The organism is Mesorhizobium sp. KACC 23794, assembly GCF_052180275.1.
Lineage (GTDB): Bacteria > Pseudomonadota > Alphaproteobacteria > Rhizobiales > Rhizobiaceae > Kumtagia.
The window spans coordinates 6,435,426-6,452,634 of record NZ_CP197465.1; the positions used below are offsets into that span (position 1 = coordinate 6,435,426).

The window sequence follows — 17,209 nt, forward strand, 5'->3', positions numbered from 1 at the left end:
GATCGATCCAAGCGTGAATTCCTGCCGCCTGCCAGCAATATGATCGCCGGCTGGCGCCGCGGCCTCCGCATAGCGCCTTGAACCATCGGGATGCGCCCATGTCCGGACTAGCGATACGCAACGTCACCAAGCAGTTCGGCGATTTCAAAGCCGTCGATGACGTGAGCCTGTCGGTGCCGCACGGCACCTTCGTCTGCCTGCTCGGCCCATCCGGTTGCGGCAAGACCACGCTTTTGAGGATGATCGCCGGGCTGGAAGAGCCCAGCGCGGGCGATATCGCCATAGACGGCGAGGACATTACCAGGACGCCAACGCACAAGCGCAATTTCGGCATGGTGTTCCAGTCGCTCGCGCTGTTCCCGCACCTGACGGTCGGCGACAACATCTCCTATGCGCTGCGCATCCGCGGCTCCTCGAAGGACGAACAGAAGGCGCGCGCCGACGAGTTGCTCAAGCTCGTCCACCTGCCGGGTTTTGCCGACCGTCCAGTGGCGAAACTCTCCGGCGGCCAGCGGCAGCGCGTCGCCATCGCAAGGGCGCTGGCGCTGTCGCCAAAACTGTTCCTGCTCGACGAGCCGATGTCGGCGCTTGATGCAAAGCTGCGCGAATCCATGCAGGTCGAGTTGCGGCAATTGCAGCAGCGGCTCGGCATCACCACCATCGTCGTCACCCACGACCAGCGCGAGGCCATGACTATGGCCGATCTCGTCGTCGTCATGGGTCAGGGAAAAATCCGCCAGGCGGCAGCCCCCATCGACATCTACCGGAAGCCGGCGGACGCTTTTGTCGCCGACTTCATCGGCTCGACCAACCTGCTTGAGGCCAGCGCGGACGGCACAGGCCGCGTCTCGATCCTCGGCACGGTCATCCCCGGCCTGTCTCTGGCCTCCGGCACAGCGAAATCCTCCGTGTCTGTGCGGCCCGAGGACGTGCATCTCGGCCCGCCGTCCGCCGGCGCCATCGACGGCACGGTCACCTTCGTGCGCGACCTCGGCGCAACGATAGAGACCTATATCGAAGCCGGCGGCTCCACCATCGTCGCGGTGACGACCCCGCGCGAGCGCATCGATGTCGCGACCGGGGCCAAGGTCGGCGTGACCCTGCCGCCGCAAGCCTGCGTGGTGGTGAAGTCATGACATCTGCGATTCTCTCCGTGCCCGCTTGCGCGCCCCCTCCACCGCCTTCGGCGGTCCCCCTCCCCCGCTTCGCAGGGGAGGAACAGCGGCGGGGCCGCCGGCACGACCTAGATCCTCCCCCGTTCACGGGGGAGGGGGACCACGCGAAGCGTGGTGGAGGGGGCGCGGCTATCGCGGAATCCCTCCCATGAGACGCGAGCCGCCGCAAAAGCTCGCCGATTACACGCCGCTGGTATTCCCCAGCCTGATGCTGATCGTCTTCTTCGTCATTCCGTTCTCGACGATGATCGCCGTCAGCTTCTTCCAGCGCGACCCGGCCGGCTTCTACAAGACGGCCTTCGTATTCGACAATTACGCGCGTTTCCTGTCGCTGTTCTTCGGCCGTGTGCTCGGCTTCTCGCTGCTTCTCTCCGTCCTGGTGGCTGTCTGCTGCGTCGTCATCGCCTTCCCCTTCACCTACCTTTTGACCAAGCAATCCCGAAAAGTGCAGACGGTGTGGCTGGTCTGCCTGCTGTCGGTATTGTCGCTGTCGGAGGTCATCATCGGCTTCTCCTGGTCGACGCTGTTTTCGCGCACCGCCGGCATCACCAATCTGTTCGTCTGGCTCGGCCTGATGAGCGCCCCTCTCGCGCTGTCGCCGTCCTTCGGCGCGGTCATGACCGCCATGGTCTACCAGGCGCTGCCCTATACGATCCTCGTCCTCTACCCCGCTTTGGTGCGGCTCGATCCGACGCTGCTGGAAGCGGCGCGCACGCTTGGCGCCTCGCCGGTAAAAGCCTTCTTCAACGTCGTCGTGCCGGCGCTGCGCAACACCATCGTCGCCACCATCATCATGGCCTTCGTCTTCGCGCTTGGCTGCTACCTGCTGCCGCAGATTCTTGGCCGGCCGCAGCACTGGACGCTGTCGGTGCTGATCACCGACCAGGCGATCTACCAGTCGAACATGCCTTTCGCGGCGGCCATGGCGGTGTTCCTGGTGCTGATCTCGCTCGGGCTGGTCGGGCTGACGCTGCTGGTCGGACGCAAGGAGAATGCGGGATGAGCGCCAAAATGCTTCGCCGGCTGTATTTCTTCGCCGTTGCCTTCTTCCTGGCGCTGCCGCTGGTGGTGGTCGCCGGCGTTTCGGTCAACGTCAAGCAGGACCTGACCTTCCCGCCGGTCGGCTTCTCGCTCGCCTGGTATGCGCAGATCTTCTCCGATCCGGAATGGCGACGCGCGCTGATCGCCTCGCTGCTGCTCGCCGTCACCTCGGCGGCGATCGCGGTGGCCATCGCGCTGCCGCTCGCCTGGTTCCTGTGGCGGCGCATCGCGCCATGGGCGAACATTTTTCAACTGCTCGGCGTCGCGCCCTTCATCCTGCCGCCGGTCATCACCGCGCTCGGCCTGCTCACCTTCTGGGCCTCCAGCGGCCTTTACGGCCAGCCGTGGACGGCGGCGATCAGCCACGGCATCTTTTTCGTGACACTTCCGCTGGTGACACTGTCGCTCGGCTTCGCCTCGATCGACCGTTCGCTGGTCGAAGCGGCGTCCACCATGGGCGCCGACGACCGCACGGTGCTGAAGACCGTGGTACTGCCGCTGATCCTGCCCTATCTCGTCTCGGGGTACGCCTTCGCCTTCGTGCTGTCGCTCAACGAATACATCGTTGCCTACATGACGGTCGGATTCACGGTCGAAACGCTGCCGATAAAAATCTTCAACGCGCTGCGCTACGGCTACACGCCGACCATGGCGGCGGTGTCGGTGTTTTTCGTGGCAATCGCCGCCCTCGTGTTCGGGCTGATCGCCCGCTTCGGCGACATCCGAAAACTGCTGGGAGCCATGTGATTGTCGCAGGGCGTCTGATGGCGCGGCCTCTCGCGGCGATCTGGCAGTTGGGATAAAGACGGCGCACGACGAATACGAATGAGACCGCACCGATGCGCTTAGCCATCCTGCAAATGCAGGCGAAAGCCGGCGACACCGCCGCCAACCTCGCCCGCATCGAACGCGCGGCGGAAGATGCGGCGGCGCAAGGCGCGCATCTGCTTGTTGCACCGGAACTTGCCGTTACCGGCTATGGCGCCGGCGCAGCCATGACGACGCTGGCCGAGCCGGCAGATGGCCCCATCGCCCAACGCCTGGCGGCACTGTCGCAGCGCCTCGGCATCGCGCTTGCCGTGGGCTTCGCCGAACGCGACGGCGGCACAGTCTGGAACAGCGCGCTTTACATCGACGGCGACCGGCCGCCAATCGTCTACCGCAAGGCGCATCTCTACGGCCCCTATGAACGCGGCCTGTTCACGCCCGCCCTGCCCACCGCAACTCTGATCGAGCATCGCGGCATCAAGATCGGCATGCTGATCTGCTACGACGTCGAATTCCCCGAGACCGTGCGCCGCCTGGCGCAGGCGGGTGCGGCACTCGTCATCGTGCCGACCGCGCTGCCGGTCAGCGACCATTCGGAACTGATCGCGCGAAAGATGATCCCGGTGCGGGCCTTCGAGAACCAGGTTTTTGTCGCCTATGTCAATCACAGCGGCGCCGACCCGCTGTTCTCCTTCGCCGGCCTGTCGGTCATCGCAGCGCCCGACGGCTCGCTGCTTGCCGAAGCCGGCGTCGAGGGCGAGGCGCTGCTGGTCGCCGACATCGAGCCGGCCGAATTTGCGGCGTCGGCGGAAGCGAATACGTATCTCAGGGATTTGCGGGTGTAGGGGGCACGGCGGCGGACCACTCCCGCCGCTATACCGCCCCCTGACTTTAGGGACGGTCAAGTTCTTCGAGGCGCCAAACTCGCACTGCCCCTGGCCCTTCGCTATGGCTCCGGGCGTTCGTCGCTCGAAAAGCCAAATCGTTGGCTTTTCGTCCGCTGCGCGGACCGCTCCTCACCCAAAAGCCCGCCTCTCGTCCATCAGCCCCAGCCGCCCCCGCCGCAGCCAGCGGGTGAGCAGCAGCGCCGCCACCACGACCAGCCCGGCCGACAGGCCGATCCAGATGCCGTTGCCCTTCAGCCCCAGCGGGAAGGCGAGCAGCACGCCGAGCGGCAGGCCGACGCCCCAATAGCCGATGGCCGCGTAGACCATCGGCACCTTCGTGTCGTGCAGGCCGCGCAGCATGCCGGAGCCGACCGCCTGCGCGCCGTCGGCGATCTGGAAAAGGCCGGCGAAGGCGAGGAAGGTGACCGCCAGCGCGATCACCTCGGCATTCTCCGGCGCGCCCATGTCGATGAAGGCGCCGATCAACAGGTTCGGCACGGTAATCATGGTCAGCGCCATCAGCGCCATGAACCCGACGCCGATGACGTAAGCCGTCCAGCCGGCGCGGGCGATCCCGTCAGGATCGCGGGCGCCAAAAGCCAGTCCGACCCGCACCGTCACCGCCTGGTTCAGCCCAAGCGGCACCATGAAGGAGATCGAGGCGATCTGGATGGCGATCGCGTGCGCCGCCAGCGAAGCCGGCGAGATCAGCCCCATCAGCAGCGCTGCCGCGTTGAAGATCGTCACCTCGAAAGCCAGAATGCCGGCGATCGGCAGGCCGAGCTTCAGCAGCGCCTTGAAGCGCGGCCAGTCGGCCCGCCAGAAGCGGCCGAACATCCTGTAGCGGCGGAATTTCTTCTCCAGCGCAACCACACAGGCCAGGCCGACGAACATGAAGGCGCTGGCCAGCGAGGTCGCCAGCCCGGCGCCGGCGACGCCCATCGCCGGCAGGCCGAGATGGCCGAACATCAGGCACCAGGCCAGCACCGCGTTCAGCACCACCGCCAGGAAGACGATGACCAGCGCCCAGCCCGGCCGCTCCAGCGCCGAGATGAACGAGCGCAGCACGATATAGCCGTAGAAGGGCAGCACCGCCCACTGCAGCCAGCGCACATAGGTGCCGGCCTGCGCGGCGAGCTCGGGTTCCTGCCCCATCCATTTCAGCAGCGCCTCGGCGTTCCACAGGAAGATCCAGATCGGGATCGAGATCAGCACGGCCAGCCACAGGCCCTGGCGCACGGTGCGGCGCACGTCGCGCACCGAATGGCGCTTGCGGCCGAGTTCCGTCGCGATCATCGGCGAGGTCGCCAGCATCAGGCCGAGGCCGAAGATCAGCGGCATGAAATAGAGGTTGACGCCGAGCGCGCCCGCGGCCAGCGCCTGCGCGCCCAGCCGGCCCATCAGCATCACGTCGGTGGCGTTCATCGCCGTCTGGCCGAGATTGGTGAGGATCATCGGCCAGCTCAAAGCCAGCATCGCCTTCACTTCGCCACGCCACGGATTTTCCGACGCTCGCGCGCCGGCCTCGATCGCAGTCATTTCCGTCGTCTTTCAGATCGCGGCGCGTCGGCATTTTTCTGCCGGAAGCCGAAGTTTCGGCACGGAATTCTTCAAATTCCACGCTGCCGAGGCGTTTTGTCTGAAAAACCCGAAAATGGCAAGAAGGGAAGAGGCCGGTTCGGTTGAGCCAGGCGGCTACGCGAAGCAGATCGCGTTCGGATTCACGTTCCTTCGCATCGCCTCGCCGACCTGCCCCTCATAACATGCACATCACTCCATCCCCTCGATCACCTGCCGCTGCCGCTGCATCTCCAGGAAAATCCGGTAATCGCGGTCATAGCGCCCTTTCGCCGCCGCGTCGGGCAACCGTTCGCGCTCCTGCGGGCGCATCGCCTGGGTCGCCTTCGCAAGTCCTTGGAACATCCCCGCACCCGTCGCCGCCGCCATCGCCGTGCCGAGCAGCACACCCTCGTCGAGCGCCGGCTCGACCAGCCGGCAGCCGGTGGCGTCGGCGTAGAGTTCCATCAGCAGCGGGTTTTTCGTATGACCGCCGGTGACATGCAGCGTGTCGATCGGCTGGCCGGCGGCCCGCATCGCCTCGACGATCTGGCGCGCGCCAAGCGCGATGCCGACGCAGGTGCGCCAGTAAAGCCGGCAGAGCCCGTCGAAGGAGGCGTCTAGCGACAGGCCGGAAATGACGCCAAGGGCTGCCGGCTCCGCCAGCGGCGAGCGGTTTCCGTGGAAATCCGGCACTATGTGCAGCCGTCTCGCAAAATCCTCGCCCTCGGCGGCGCGCAATTCCGCGACGCGCGCCGCGATCGCCCGATGCCGCTCGGCCGTCGGCTCGCCGCCCGCGCCATGCACGCGCACCACATGGTCGAGCAGCGCGCCGGTGGCCGACTGCCCGCCCTCGGTCATCCAGAAGCCCGGCAGCATCGGTCCGAAATACGGTCCCCAGAACCCGTCCAGCGCCAGCGGCTGCCGCGACATGGTCATTACGCAGCTCGACGTTCCCGCCACCAGAACCGCCCGGCCCGCAGCGGCCTGCGCATCGAGCGCGCGGGCGCCGAACACGCCGAGCGCCCCGGCAAAGGCATCGACCATTCCCGAAGCCACCCTGCACTGCGGCGACAGGCCGAGTTCCGCCGCGGCCTCGGCCGTCAGCGGCCCCAGATCGGCGCCGACAGGCGTCGGCCACACCGGCGGCCCGCCTTTGTCAAGAAGATCGGACAGGCCGACCGCGTCGAGGAAATCGCGCCGCCATCCATCGGCCTCATGCGCAAGGAAGGTCCACTTGCAGGTCGTGGTGCACAGCGAGCGCGCCGTCGACCCGCTGGCCCGCCAGGTCAGGAAATCGGCGAGATCGAACAGTTGGCCGCTTGCGGCCCAGATGTCGGGCAGATGCCGCTTCAGCCACATCGCCTTGGGGACCTGCATTTCCGGCGACATCACGCCGCCGTGGAATTTCAGAACCGGGTGGTCCGTTGCCGTGCATTCGGCGGCCTCGGCAAGCGCACGATGATCGAGCCAGGCGATGGTATCGCGGCCGGGCGCACCGCCGGCCGAGACCGGCAAAGGCAAGCCGCCCCGGTCGCGCACGACAAGCGAGCAGGTGGCGTCGAACCCGATTCCCGCCACGTCCCCGGCATCCGTGCCGGCTCTTTCCCGCGCCTGACGCACCGCCGCGCAGACCGCGCTCCAGATCTCCTCGGACGAATGCTCGGCGCGCCCCGCCGCCGGCTCATGCAACGCAATGGGATGTTCGCTGCGCCCGAGCAGCGCGCCGCTCGTGTCGAAAATGCCCGCCCGTGCGCTCTTCGTCCCGACGTCGACGGCGCACACCAGTTTCGGCATCAGGCGGAATGCTTTCGCGGAGCCCGGCTCGTGCAGCCGCAAATCGTGCGAGCAGATGTTGCCGCTGGGCTGGAACACCTCTTATTGGATCTCGCTTCGCGCGCCCGACATTGCCAAGCTGGAACACCCCTCATCCGTCTCGCTGCGCTCGACACCTTCTCCCACAAGGGGAGAAGGTGTCGAGGCGAAGCCGAGACGGATGAGGGGTGCTTGGCAATGCCGGTCGAGCGACGGGTGCTCCAACCAGGCAAAGATATCGCGCTTGCCTGCCCCGCCCTCAAAAGGAGCTGTCCGGCTTCGATCCCTGGAGGAGAGAAAACCAAATCCATTGCGCGCTTAGCCGGCTCTCGCTTGCGATCCGGAGCGCGCGACGAGCTCGGGCAGCCGAGCCATGTCGTCGAAGACCAGATCGGGTCCCAACGCTGCCAGCGCCGCCGCCAACCCAGCCTTGCCGGCGTGCGAACCGCCGGTGAAGCCGAAGACGCGCATGCCGGCGGCCTTCGCGGCCTCGACCCCGGCGGGGCTGTCCTCGACGACGATGCAGGCGGCAGGCGGCGCGCCCATGTCGCGGGCCGCATGCAGGAACAGGTCGGGGGCCGGCTTGCCTCTCTCCACCATGGTCGCACTGTACAGGTTCGGCTCCAGCAATTCCAGCAGCCCGGTCGTGGCGAGAGACAGCCGGATACGCTCCAGCGTGCCGGAGGACGCGACGCAGCAAGGCATGTCCAGCCGGCGCAGCGCATCGGCCATGCCGGGCATGGGCTGCAGCTCCTCGGTAAACCGCCGCCGCATCTCGCGGCGCGCGATCAGAAGGTGGTCCTCGGTGACGGTGAAGCCGAAATCGCTAAGCAGGACGGCGCGCACGCTGGCCATCGAGCGGCCGAGGAAATGCAGATAGGCCGCCTCCTCGCTCACCGCGCCGCCCGCGCCGGTGATGACGCCGAGCAGCACCGACATGGAGATCGGCTCGCTGTCGACCAGAACGCCGTCGCAGTCGAAGATGATCAGCCTGGGATTCATGCCGACTTGCACTGTCCGCGCGGGTCGGCTCTTCGGCGAAACACCACGACGGCTGGCCGCCTTTCCGGAAGGGCGTAAGAGAATCCAGCCTGCCGTCGGCGCCACATGACCATTCTACCCCTTGAGGAAGGCAAACTTGGACGTCAGTTGCCCCGTGCGGATCAGTTCGTTCACGTCGTATTGCGTGATGCGCCCGTCGGCCACGCCTGCCGCCAAACGCTCGCAAAACACTTTTGCAAGCCCTTCCCGCCGCACGCCCATGTAAGTCATCGCGTGCTCTTTGAACTTGGCATTCGCAGCCTCAACCTGCCGCACGCAGCTGGCCATCATCCTCTCGGGTTTATTCTTCAAATCGTCCTGGAGTGTCGAGCATCCGCAAAGCGTGGCGGATACTGCAATCAGAATAAGGCTCTTCGAATTCATCCCCAACCCTCTAGGCCGGTCGCGGCGGTGATCGACCGGCAAACGTGATTCCCCACCACCTCTCAACCTAGCCGCGAATTTGAACCAACGTCCACAAGCGCCACGGCCGCGGACCGGACCTCATACCGTCTTCAGCATGCCGCCATCGACGTAGTAGGTCGCGCCGACGGAATAGCTCGCCCGCTCCGAGCACAGGAACACGAAGAAGTCAGCCAGTTCCTCGACCGTGCCAAACCGCTTGATCGGTGCGAACTCGTCGGCCACCGATTGCAGGTAGCCCTGCCAGTCGCCGCCGGAATTGGCCGTCAGCTTCTTCGCGGTGTTGACCCAGTCGGGCGTGAGAATCAGGCCGGGATTGACGGTGTTGACGCGGATGTTGTCCTTGATCACCTCGTTGGCGAGGTTTTTGGAGAACATCAGAAGCGCGGCCTTGGTGACGTTGTAGATCGGCTCGTACCACAGCGGCTGCACGGCGCAGATCGAGGCATTGTGCAGGATCGCGCCGCCGCCCCGCGCCTTCATCATCGGCACGAAACCGCGCGCCAGCCGCACCGCGGCCATGACGTGCAGTTCCCAATAGGCCTGCCATTTCTCGTCCGGCGCCTCCATGATCGTTTCGTTCGATCCGGTCCCCGCGTTGTTGACCAGAATGTCGGCGCCGCCGAAATTCTCGTTCGCCGCCGCGATCAGTTCCTGCGCCCCCTCAACGGTCGCCACGTCGCAGGTGACGGGCACGGCGGTCACGCCATAGGTCTCGGCGATCCGTCCGGCCTCCGCCGCCAGCCGCTCGCCCTGGCGCGCAGCCAGCAGGAGATGCGTGCCCTCGCGCGCAAACGCCTCGGCGACCCCCAGCCCGATGCCGATCGACCCGCCGGTGATCGCCGCCACCTTGTCCTTCAGTCCGAGATCCATGAAATCCTCCCCGCTCGTCGACCGGCGCGACGCTATTTCAGCCCCGCGATTCTGGAAAGCGTTGTCCAAGGGCAAGAGGCAACGGCCAACATTTTGGATGGTCAGCGCCCTACGTTGCCTCCCTCTGTCCTGCCGGACATCTCCTCCTCAAGGGGGGAGATTGGCCGTCATCGGCGCCGCTTCCAATCTCCCCCCTTGAGGGGGAGATGTCCGGCAGGACAGAGGGGGGCAACGTAGAGTGCCGACGGCCGCGATACCCAAGACTTTGCGAACTCTCAGATACCGCCCAGATACCGCCTCAGCGTCTTCGCCGTCCCATCCGCCCACAGCGCCTTCAGCGCCGCAGCGAACTCCCGCGCAAAAACCCCCGACTTTCCGACCGCTCCATAAATATCCTCCATGCCCAGCCAGACCCCCGGATCGGCCTTCGCCGCCTTCGACGCGGTCTGCAGCCGGTCCCAGTTCGGATCGTTCGGCTCGATGACCTTCCCGCTGTCCGTCGTCCCAAAACAGTAGCGGCACCACAGCGCCGATTCGAGCGCCAGGCCGGCCACGCCCTGCCCCGCCTCCAGCCGGTCGGCGATGGTCGGGATGATGAATTTCGGCTGGCGGTTGGAGCCGTCGAGGCACAGCCGGCGCACCGTGTCGCCGATCTTCGGATTGGAGAACCTTTTGTCGATGAGCTGGAAATACTCCTCCAGCACGACACCCGGCACCGGCGGCACGGTCGGGATGATTTCGTCCCGCTCAAGCTTCGCCAGGAAGCCGCGCACCAACTCGTTCTCCATCGCCTCGTGGACGAAGTGGATGTCCATCAGCCCGGCCGGATAGGCAATGGTGGCGTGGCCGCCGTTGAGGATACGTATCTTCATCAGTTCGAACGACGACACATCCGCGACGAACTGCACGCCAGCCTTTTCCAGCGCCGGCCGGCCCAGCGGAAACTTGTCCTCCAGCACCCATTGCCTGAACGGCTCGCAGAACACCGGCCAGCCGTCCTCGATGCCGAACGCGCTCCTGCCGATCTCGCGCTCGCGGTCGGTTGTGGCCGGGGTGATGCGGTCGACCATGCCGTTCGGAAAGGCGACATTTTTCTCCACCCAATCGGCGAAGGACGCATCCGACAACCTTGCCAGCCCGCAGACAGCCTCCCTGGTGACGTGGCCGTTGTGGGGGATGTTGTCGCAGCACATGATGGTGAAGGGCGGCGTGCCCTCCGCCTTGCGCCGCTTCAGCCCGGCGAGGATCAGCCCGAACACCGTCTTCGGGCTGCCCGGCGCCTTGGCATCCGCCGCGATGTCGGGATGCGCCGTGTTGAAATGACCGGTTGCCGCGTCGATGAAGTAGCCACCCTCGGTGATGGTCAGCGACACGATGCGGATATTTGGATCGGCCAGTCTTGCAACGATCGCCGCCGTGTCGCCGGGCACCAGGAAATCGACCATCGCGCCGGTGACGCGGGCCTGCATGTGCCCCGCATCCTGCTCGACCACCGTGGTCAGGAAATCCTGCGCCTTGAGAACATCGCGCCCGCGCTTCTCGCCCTCGAACACCCCCGCCCCCACCAGCGCCCAGTCATGGTCGAGCCCCATGCCGAACAAATCGTCCAGATACACCGCCTGGTGCGAGCGATGGAAATTGCCGACGCCGAAATGCAGGATGCCCGGCGTCAGCGCCGCGCGGTCGTAACCTGGCCGCGCCACCTTTGCCGGCAGCTTGTCGAGCGTGGCGAGGGAGAGTTTCGTGGTCATTGCAGGACGCCCTTCCTTGAGGCGGCGCCGGCGTCCCCTTCTCCCCTTGTGGGAGAAGGTGGATCGGCGCGCAGCGCCGAGACGGATGAGGGATGTTGGACGAAGTGCTCCGCTGGAACACCCCTCACCCGACCTCGCTTCGCTCGGCCACCTTCTCCCACAAGGGGAGAAGGAAGATTCAACTCATCCAGTTGCCGCCGTCGACATTGTAGGTCTGGGCGACGATATAGTCGGCCTCGGCACTGGCCAGGAAAACCGCCATGCCGCTCAGATCCGCCGGCGTCGCCATGCGGCCGTAGGGCACCGCCTCGCCGACCAGCTTCTTCTTCTCGCCCGGCTTGCGGTTCTCGTATTTGGCGAACAGGGCGTCGACGCCGTCCCAGTGCTCGCCGTCGACGACGCCCGGCGCGATCGCGTTGACGTTGATCCCGTGCTTGATCAGGTCCAGCCCGGCCGACTGGGTGATCGAGATCACCGCCGCCTTGGTCGAGCAGTAGACGGCGACCAGTCCCTCGCCGCGGCGGCCGGCCTGGCTTGCCATGTTGATGATCTTGCCGCCCTTGCCGCGCGCCACCATGGAGCGCGCCGCCGCCTGCAGCGTGAACAGCGTGCCGAAGACGTTGACCGCATAGAGCTTGTCGTAGCTCGCCTTCGATATCTCGACGATCGGCGCGGCGTCGAACAGCGCGGCGTTGTTGATCAATATGTCGATGCCGCCGGTGCGCTCGTCCACCGTCTTCACCGCCGCCTCGATCGAGGCCTGGTCGGTCACGTCGAGCTTGACCGCATAGGCGCCCTCGCCCAGATCCTCCGCAGCCCGCGTCGCCGCCTCCATGTTGATGTCGCCGATGGCGACACGTGCGCCTTCCCTTATGTAAGCTTCGGCGAACGCCTTGCCGATGCCTCGCGCCGCGCCGGTGATCAGTGCGGATTTGCCTCTCAGTCTCATCGCATTACCCCTGCATTGCCGTTCCGTCGTTGCCGAACTTGTGCAGCCTGGCAAGATCGGGGGTCAAGTAGACCGTGTCGCCATGGCTGAGGCCGATCGCGCCGTCGGCGCGCACCGTCAGCGGGCCGACGGTATCGGCGTTGACATGCAGGAACGTGTCGGAGCCGAGATGCTCGGCGACGCTCACCGTCGCCTTCCACTCGCCGCTCGTCTTCGACACGTTGAGATGCTCCGGCCGGATGCCGATGGTCCTGGCGCCATATTTGGCGGCCGGCGCGCCCTCGATCAGGTTCATCTTCGGCGAACCGATGAAGCCGGCGACGAACAGGTTCTTCGGCTTGTTGTAAAGCTCCATCGGCGAGCCGACCTGCTCGACATTGCCGGCGTTGAGCACGACGATCTTGTCGGCCATGGTCATCGCCTCGACCTGGTCGTGGGTGACGTAGATCATCGTCGTCTTCAGCTGGTTGTGCAGTTCAGAAATCTCCAGCCGCATCGTGCCGCGCAGCGCCGCGTCAAGGTTGGACAGTGGCTCGTCGAACAGGAAGGCCGAGGGCTGGCGCACGATGGCGCGGCCGATCGCCACGCGCTGGCGCTGGCCGCCGGAAAGCTGGCCGGGCCGGCGCTCCAGATAGTTGGTGAGGTTCAGCACGCGCGCCGCGTCCGCCACCTTGCGGTTGATGACCTCCGGCGTCTCGCCGGCCATCTTCAGCGGAAAGCCGATGTTCTTGGCCACCGTCATGTGCGGATAGAGCGCGTAGCTCTGGAACACCATGGCCAGCTTGCGCTTGGCCGGCGCCTCGCCGGTCACGTCGCGGCCGTCGATATTGATCGTGCCCGAGGTCGTGTCCTCCAGCCCGGCGATCAGGCGCAGCAGCGTAGATTTTCCACAGCCCGACGGGCCGACGAAGACCACGAACTCGCCATCCTCGATGTCGAGGTTGATCTTCGGAATGATGACCGTCGCCCCGAAGGACTTGTTGACGTCTCTGAGAGCGATCTTGCCCATTTTTCGTCCTCCCTGGGATTGGATGCCGGGGACAGTTTACTTTCTTTCCGCAGAGAGGCCGCAGCAGCGGAGAGTTCGCGCGGGCGGAAAAAAGTAAACTGTCCCCTGCGCTGCTACTTCACCGCGCCGAACGTCAGGCCGCGCACCAGCTGCTTCTGCGAGAACCAGCCCATGATCAGGATCGGCGCGATCGCCAGCGTCGAGGCCGCCGAGAGTTTCGCCCAGAACAGGCCCTGCGGACTGGAGAACGAACTGATGAAAGCGGTCAGCGGCGCGGCCTCGGTGGTCGTCAGCCGGATCGTCCAGAACGCCTCGTTCCACGCCAGGATGATGTTGAGCAGCATGGTGGAGGCGATGCCGGGCACCGCCATCGGCGTCAGCACGTGGACGATCTCGTTCCACAGCGAGGCGCCGTCCATGCGCGCCGCCTCAAGAATCTCGCCGGGAATCTCGCGGAAATAGGTGTAGAGCATCCAGATGACGATCGGCAGGTTGATCAGCATCAGCATGACCATCAGGCCGATGCGGCTGTCGAGAAGGCCGGTGTCGCGGAAGATCAGGTAGATGGGAAACAGCACCGCCACCGCCGGCATCATCTTGGTGGACAGCATCCACATCAAAATGTCCTTGGTCCGTCTTGTCGGCGAAAACGCCATCGACCATGCCGCCGGAATGGCGACGAGCAGCGCCAGGATGGTGGAGCCGACGGACAGGATCACCGAGTTCAGGAAGAAGTGGAAATAGCCACTCTGCGCCTGGACCTCCCGGTAACTCTCGGTCGTGCCCGACGGGATCAGGCTGAACCCCTGGATCGCCTCCTGCTCCGATTTGAACGAGGTGATGATCGTGTAGAGGATCGGGAAGAAGATCAGCAGGGCGACGATCCAGGCGGCTGCCGTTGCGATCGTCTTGTGCCGGTTGGTGAAAGCGCGCGCCATGGTTTCCTCCTCACTTGTCGAGATTCTTGCCGACCGCGCGCATGGCGAAGAAGGCGACGATGTTGGCGAGGATGACGGCGATCACGCCGCCGGCCGAAGCCTGGCCGATTTTGAATTCCAGCAACGCCTTCTGGTAGACGAGGAAGGGCAGGTTGGTGGAGGCGTAGCCGGGACCGCCATTGGTGGTGACGAGGATCTCCGCATAGACGGCGAGCAGGAAGATCGTCTGGATCAGCACGACGACGGTGATCGCCCGCGAAAGATGCGGCAGCGTCAGATAGATAAAGCGGCTGACGAAGCCGGCGCCGTCCATCTCGGCGGCTTCCTTCTGCTCGCCGTCGAGCGACTGCAGCGAGGTCAGCAGGATCAGCGTCGCAAACGGCAGCCACTGCCAGGCGACGATCAGGATGATCGAGAAAAGTGGATATTGTGCGAACCAGTCGATCGGCTGCCTGCCGAAAAACCGGGCAATGTCGGCGAACACCCCGTATTCGGGGTGCATGATCATGTTCTTCCACACCAGGGCCGCAACCGGCGGCATGACGAAGAAGGGCGAGATCACCAGGATGCGCACGATGCCCTGGCCCCACATCGGCTGGTCGAGCAGCAGCGCCAGCAGGATGCCGCCAATGATGGTGATCAAAAGCACGCTGACGACGATCAGCAGCGTGTTGAGAATCGCCCAGAGGAAGGCCGGGTTGTTGAAGAACAGCATGTAGTTCGCCAGCCCGACGAAGCCGTCGCGGATCGGGTTCAGCGGGTTGTATTGCTGGAACGAGAACCACAGCGTGAAGGCCAGCGGCACGATCATCCAGACGAACAGCAGGGCCACCGACGGCGCCAGCATGAAGCGTGCGAGGGAACCGGTCTGTTTGGTAGCCATGATGTCCTCCCGGAGAATATCGGTGCCTCAGCAAGGCATCGGCGGGCCGCAGCTTCCGCTTATAATCACCCCCACTCCGGCCCTTCGGGCCACCTCTCCCCCTAAGAGGGGTAGAGGAAGCAGGCTGGAGAAGCGCCGGCACGCGGCAGCGCCTTTCCTCTATCCCTCTTAGGGGGAGAGGTGGCCCGAAGGGCCGGAGTGGGGGTGCTTTTTCGAAACGTCCGGCTGTCTTGCAGCGGGTTGGATCAACGTCCCTCTTGAAACAGTCACCGCCTCCCCGGCGCTGCCTCTCCCCCGCGGTCGAGGGAGAGGCGCCGATCGAAGCACCCGCTGAGGGGCAGCGGGTGCTTCTGCCGGGGTATTCCTTGAAGGTGACCGCCCGGTTTTACCCGGACGGCCAAGGCACTGGGAGGCGCCTTATTGGATGTAGCCGCCCTCGGTCATGGTCGCGGTCGCCGCGTCCTGGGCCTGCTTCAAGGCTTCGTCGACCGTCATCTGGCCGGCGAGCGCCGCCGAGAACAGCTGGCCGACGGTGGTGCCAAGCCCCTGGAACTCGGGAATGGCGACGAACTGCACGCCGGTATAGGGCACAGGCTTGACAGTCGGCTTGGTCGGGTCGGCGGCGTTCATGGATTCCATGGTCATCTTGGCGAAGGGCGCGGCCTTCTCATACTCGCCGCCGGCGGCGTAGAGCGAGCTGCGCGTGCCGGGAGGCACGTTGGCCCAGCCTTCCTTGGACGCGACGAGGTCGAGATAGGCCTTGTTGGTCGCCCACGAGACGAACTTCTCGGCCGCCTCGGCCTTTTTCGTGCCGGCCGGAATGGCCAGCGTCCAGGCCCACAGCCAGTTGCCGCGCTTGCCGAGCCCCTTGTCGGGCGCGAGCGCAAAGGCGACCTTGTCGGCGACGGTGGAGTCCTTGCCGGTCACGAACGAACCGGCCGACGTGGCGTCGATCCACATGCCGCACTTGCCCTGCTGGAACAGCGCCAGGTTCTCGTTGAAACCGTTGGAGGACGCACCCTGCGGGCCGGCATCCTTCATGAGGTCGACATAGAACTGCAGCGTGTCCTTCCACTCCGGCTGGTCGAACTGCGGCTTCCAGTTCTCGTCGAACCAGCGCGCGCCGAACGAGTTCGACATGGCGGTCAGCAACGCCATGTTCTCGCCCCAGCCGGCCTTGCCGCGCAGGCAGATGCCGTTGATGCCGTTGGCGCGGTCGGTCATCTTGCGGGCGGCGTCGGCCACGGCGTCCCAGGTCGGCGCTTCGGCCATGGTCAGGCCGGCCTTCTCGATCAGATCCTTGCGATACATCGTGAACGACGACTCCCCGTAGAAAGGCGCCGCGTAGAGCTTGCCGTCGACGGTAAGGCCGCCACGGATCGACGGGATCAGGTCGTCCACGTCATAATCGGCGCCGAGATTGTCGAGCGGCAGCAGCCAGTTCTGCTTGCCCCAGATCGGAACCTCGTAGGTGCCGATCGTCAGCACGTCGTACTGGCCGCCCTTGGTGGCGATGTCGGTGGTGACGCGCTCGCGCAACACGTTCTCTTCGAGGGTCACCCAGTTGAGTTCGATGCCGGGGTTCTTGGCGGCGAAGTCGTCGGTCAGCTTCTGCATGCGGATCATGTCGCCGTTGTTGACGGTGGCGATGGTGATCGACTCGGCATGCGCGGCGAAAGCAAGCAGGCTCGCGGACGCGCCCAGAATGAGCGTTCTCAAATTCATGTCGGTACTCCTCCCATATCCCAAGGTGAGCATTTGCCTTGTTCTCGGGCAATTACTCATTCTCCATGATTTATGTCAAGGCGGAATCGTTGCTGCACTGCACACGAGCCTTGCTCGGTGGAAACGATCGATTGATGGTTCGAGAGACGCGCCCTGCGGCAGGAGCGAGCCCGCCAGCGGGCTCGAATCCGTGAAACTTGAAACCGCCCGCGTGAGGCCCAACGCGCTCCAACACCGGACACTTTTGTCCAAGCCACTGATTTAGCTTGCTTTTTCGAGGTTCACGCGATTTGCCGTCGTGCGACAGCCACTTTCAAGAGGCAATTTTCCAATCAATATCAGGAACTTATCATGGAGATTGAGGCGGCGCGCAG

General features: G+C 65.1%; 16 protein-coding genes. 5 read left to right on the forward strand and 11 right to left on the reverse strand.

The window, feature by feature from the left end:
* The first annotated feature begins 98 nt into the window (after positions 1–98).
* The 4 genes from ACSBOB_RS31105 to ACSBOB_RS31120 all read left to right on the forward strand — a co-directional run bounded on the left by ACSBOB_RS31105 (position 99) and on the right by ACSBOB_RS31120 (position 3,829).
* A complete protein-coding gene (locus ACSBOB_RS31105) occupies positions 99–1,136 on the forward strand; it encodes an ABC transporter ATP-binding protein (RefSeq protein ID WP_442579878.1) in 1,038 nt (345 codons plus the stop codon).
* A gap of 187 nt (positions 1,137–1,323) precedes the next feature.
* Entirely contained in the window at positions 1,324–2,178 is an 855-nt protein-coding gene (locus tag ACSBOB_RS31110) for an ABC transporter permease (RefSeq protein ID WP_442579879.1), read from the forward strand.
* On the forward strand, positions 2,175–2,963 hold the full coding sequence (locus tag ACSBOB_RS31115; RefSeq protein WP_442579880.1) for an ABC transporter permease: 789 nt from the start codon (positions 2,175–2,177) through the stop codon (positions 2,961–2,963). Before ACSBOB_RS31110 ends, ACSBOB_RS31115 begins: the two co-directional genes overlap by 4 nt.
* Before the next feature lie 92 nt (positions 2,964–3,055).
* Complete coding sequence (locus ACSBOB_RS31120; RefSeq protein WP_442579881.1) at positions 3,056–3,829, forward strand: carbon-nitrogen hydrolase family protein; 774 nt, start codon at positions 3,056–3,058, stop codon at positions 3,827–3,829.
* Positions 3,830–4,000: 171 nt separating this feature from the next.
* Here ACSBOB_RS31120 and ACSBOB_RS31125 read toward each other — a convergent pair whose 3' ends face one another.
* Positions 4,001–5,410, reverse strand: coding sequence for an MATE family efflux transporter (locus tag ACSBOB_RS31125; protein WP_442579882.1), 1,410 nt, complete (start codon positions 5,408–5,410; stop codon positions 4,001–4,003).
* Between ACSBOB_RS31125 and ACSBOB_RS31130 the strand changes: the two genes are divergently transcribed.
* Entirely contained in the window at positions 5,316–5,633 is a 318-nt protein-coding gene (locus tag ACSBOB_RS31130) for a hypothetical protein (protein ID WP_442583954.1), read from the forward strand. The genes ACSBOB_RS31125 and ACSBOB_RS31130 overlap by 95 nt on opposite strands.
* An 8-nt stretch (positions 5,634–5,641) precedes the next feature.
* On the opposite strand, the gene ACSBOB_RS31135 is transcribed toward ACSBOB_RS31130, so the two are convergent.
* The 10 genes from ACSBOB_RS31135 to ACSBOB_RS31180 all read right to left on the reverse strand — a co-directional run bounded on the left by ACSBOB_RS31135 (position 5,642) and on the right by ACSBOB_RS31180 (position 16,835).
* Positions 5,642–7,225, reverse strand: a complete 1,584-nt coding sequence (locus tag ACSBOB_RS31135) for an FGGY-family carbohydrate kinase (protein WP_442583886.1) — start codon at positions 7,223–7,225, stop codon at positions 5,642–5,644.
* A 336-nt stretch (positions 7,226–7,561) separates the two neighbouring features.
* Complete coding sequence (locus ACSBOB_RS31140; protein WP_442579883.1) at positions 7,562–8,245, reverse strand: HAD family hydrolase; 684 nt, start codon at positions 8,243–8,245, stop codon at positions 7,562–7,564.
* 114 nt (positions 8,246–8,359) lie between these two features.
* Positions 8,360–8,668 carry a hypothetical protein gene (locus ACSBOB_RS31145; protein WP_442579884.1) on the reverse strand — a complete coding sequence of 103 codons (309 nt, stop codon included), beginning with the start codon at positions 8,666–8,668 and terminating at the stop codon, positions 8,360–8,362.
* Positions 8,669–8,788: 120 nt separating this feature from the next.
* Entirely contained in the window at positions 8,789–9,580 is a 792-nt protein-coding gene (locus ACSBOB_RS31150) for an SDR family NAD(P)-dependent oxidoreductase (protein ID WP_442579885.1), read from the reverse strand.
* A 275-nt stretch (positions 9,581–9,855) separates the two neighbouring features.
* On the reverse strand, positions 9,856–11,331 hold the full coding sequence (locus tag ACSBOB_RS31155; RefSeq protein ID WP_442579886.1) for a mannitol dehydrogenase family protein: 1,476 nt from the start codon (positions 11,329–11,331) through the stop codon (positions 9,856–9,858).
* A gap of 178 nt (positions 11,332–11,509) precedes the next feature.
* Complete coding sequence (locus tag ACSBOB_RS31160) at positions 11,510–12,280, reverse strand: L-iditol 2-dehydrogenase (protein ID WP_442579887.1); 771 nt, start codon at positions 12,278–12,280, stop codon at positions 11,510–11,512.
* A gap of 4 nt (positions 12,281–12,284) precedes the next feature.
* The gene (locus tag ACSBOB_RS31165; RefSeq protein ID WP_442579888.1) at positions 12,285–13,289 is read right to left on the reverse strand and encodes an ABC transporter ATP-binding protein; all 1,005 of its coding nucleotides are present in this window, start codon (positions 13,287–13,289) and stop codon (positions 12,285–12,287) included.
* Positions 13,290–13,402: 113 nt separating this feature from the next.
* Entirely contained in the window at positions 13,403–14,227 is an 825-nt protein-coding gene (locus ACSBOB_RS31170) for a carbohydrate ABC transporter permease (protein ID WP_442579889.1), read from the reverse strand.
* A gap of 10 nt (positions 14,228–14,237) precedes the next feature.
* On the reverse strand, positions 14,238–15,110 hold the full coding sequence (locus tag ACSBOB_RS31175) for a carbohydrate ABC transporter permease (protein ID WP_442579890.1): 873 nt from the start codon (positions 15,108–15,110) through the stop codon (positions 14,238–14,240).
* Positions 15,111–15,527: 417 nt separating this feature from the next.
* The gene (locus tag ACSBOB_RS31180) at positions 15,528–16,835 is read right to left on the reverse strand and encodes an ABC transporter substrate-binding protein (protein ID WP_442579891.1); all 1,308 of its coding nucleotides are present in this window, start codon (positions 16,833–16,835) and stop codon (positions 15,528–15,530) included.
* Between the last annotated feature and the right edge of the window lie 374 nt (positions 16,836–17,209).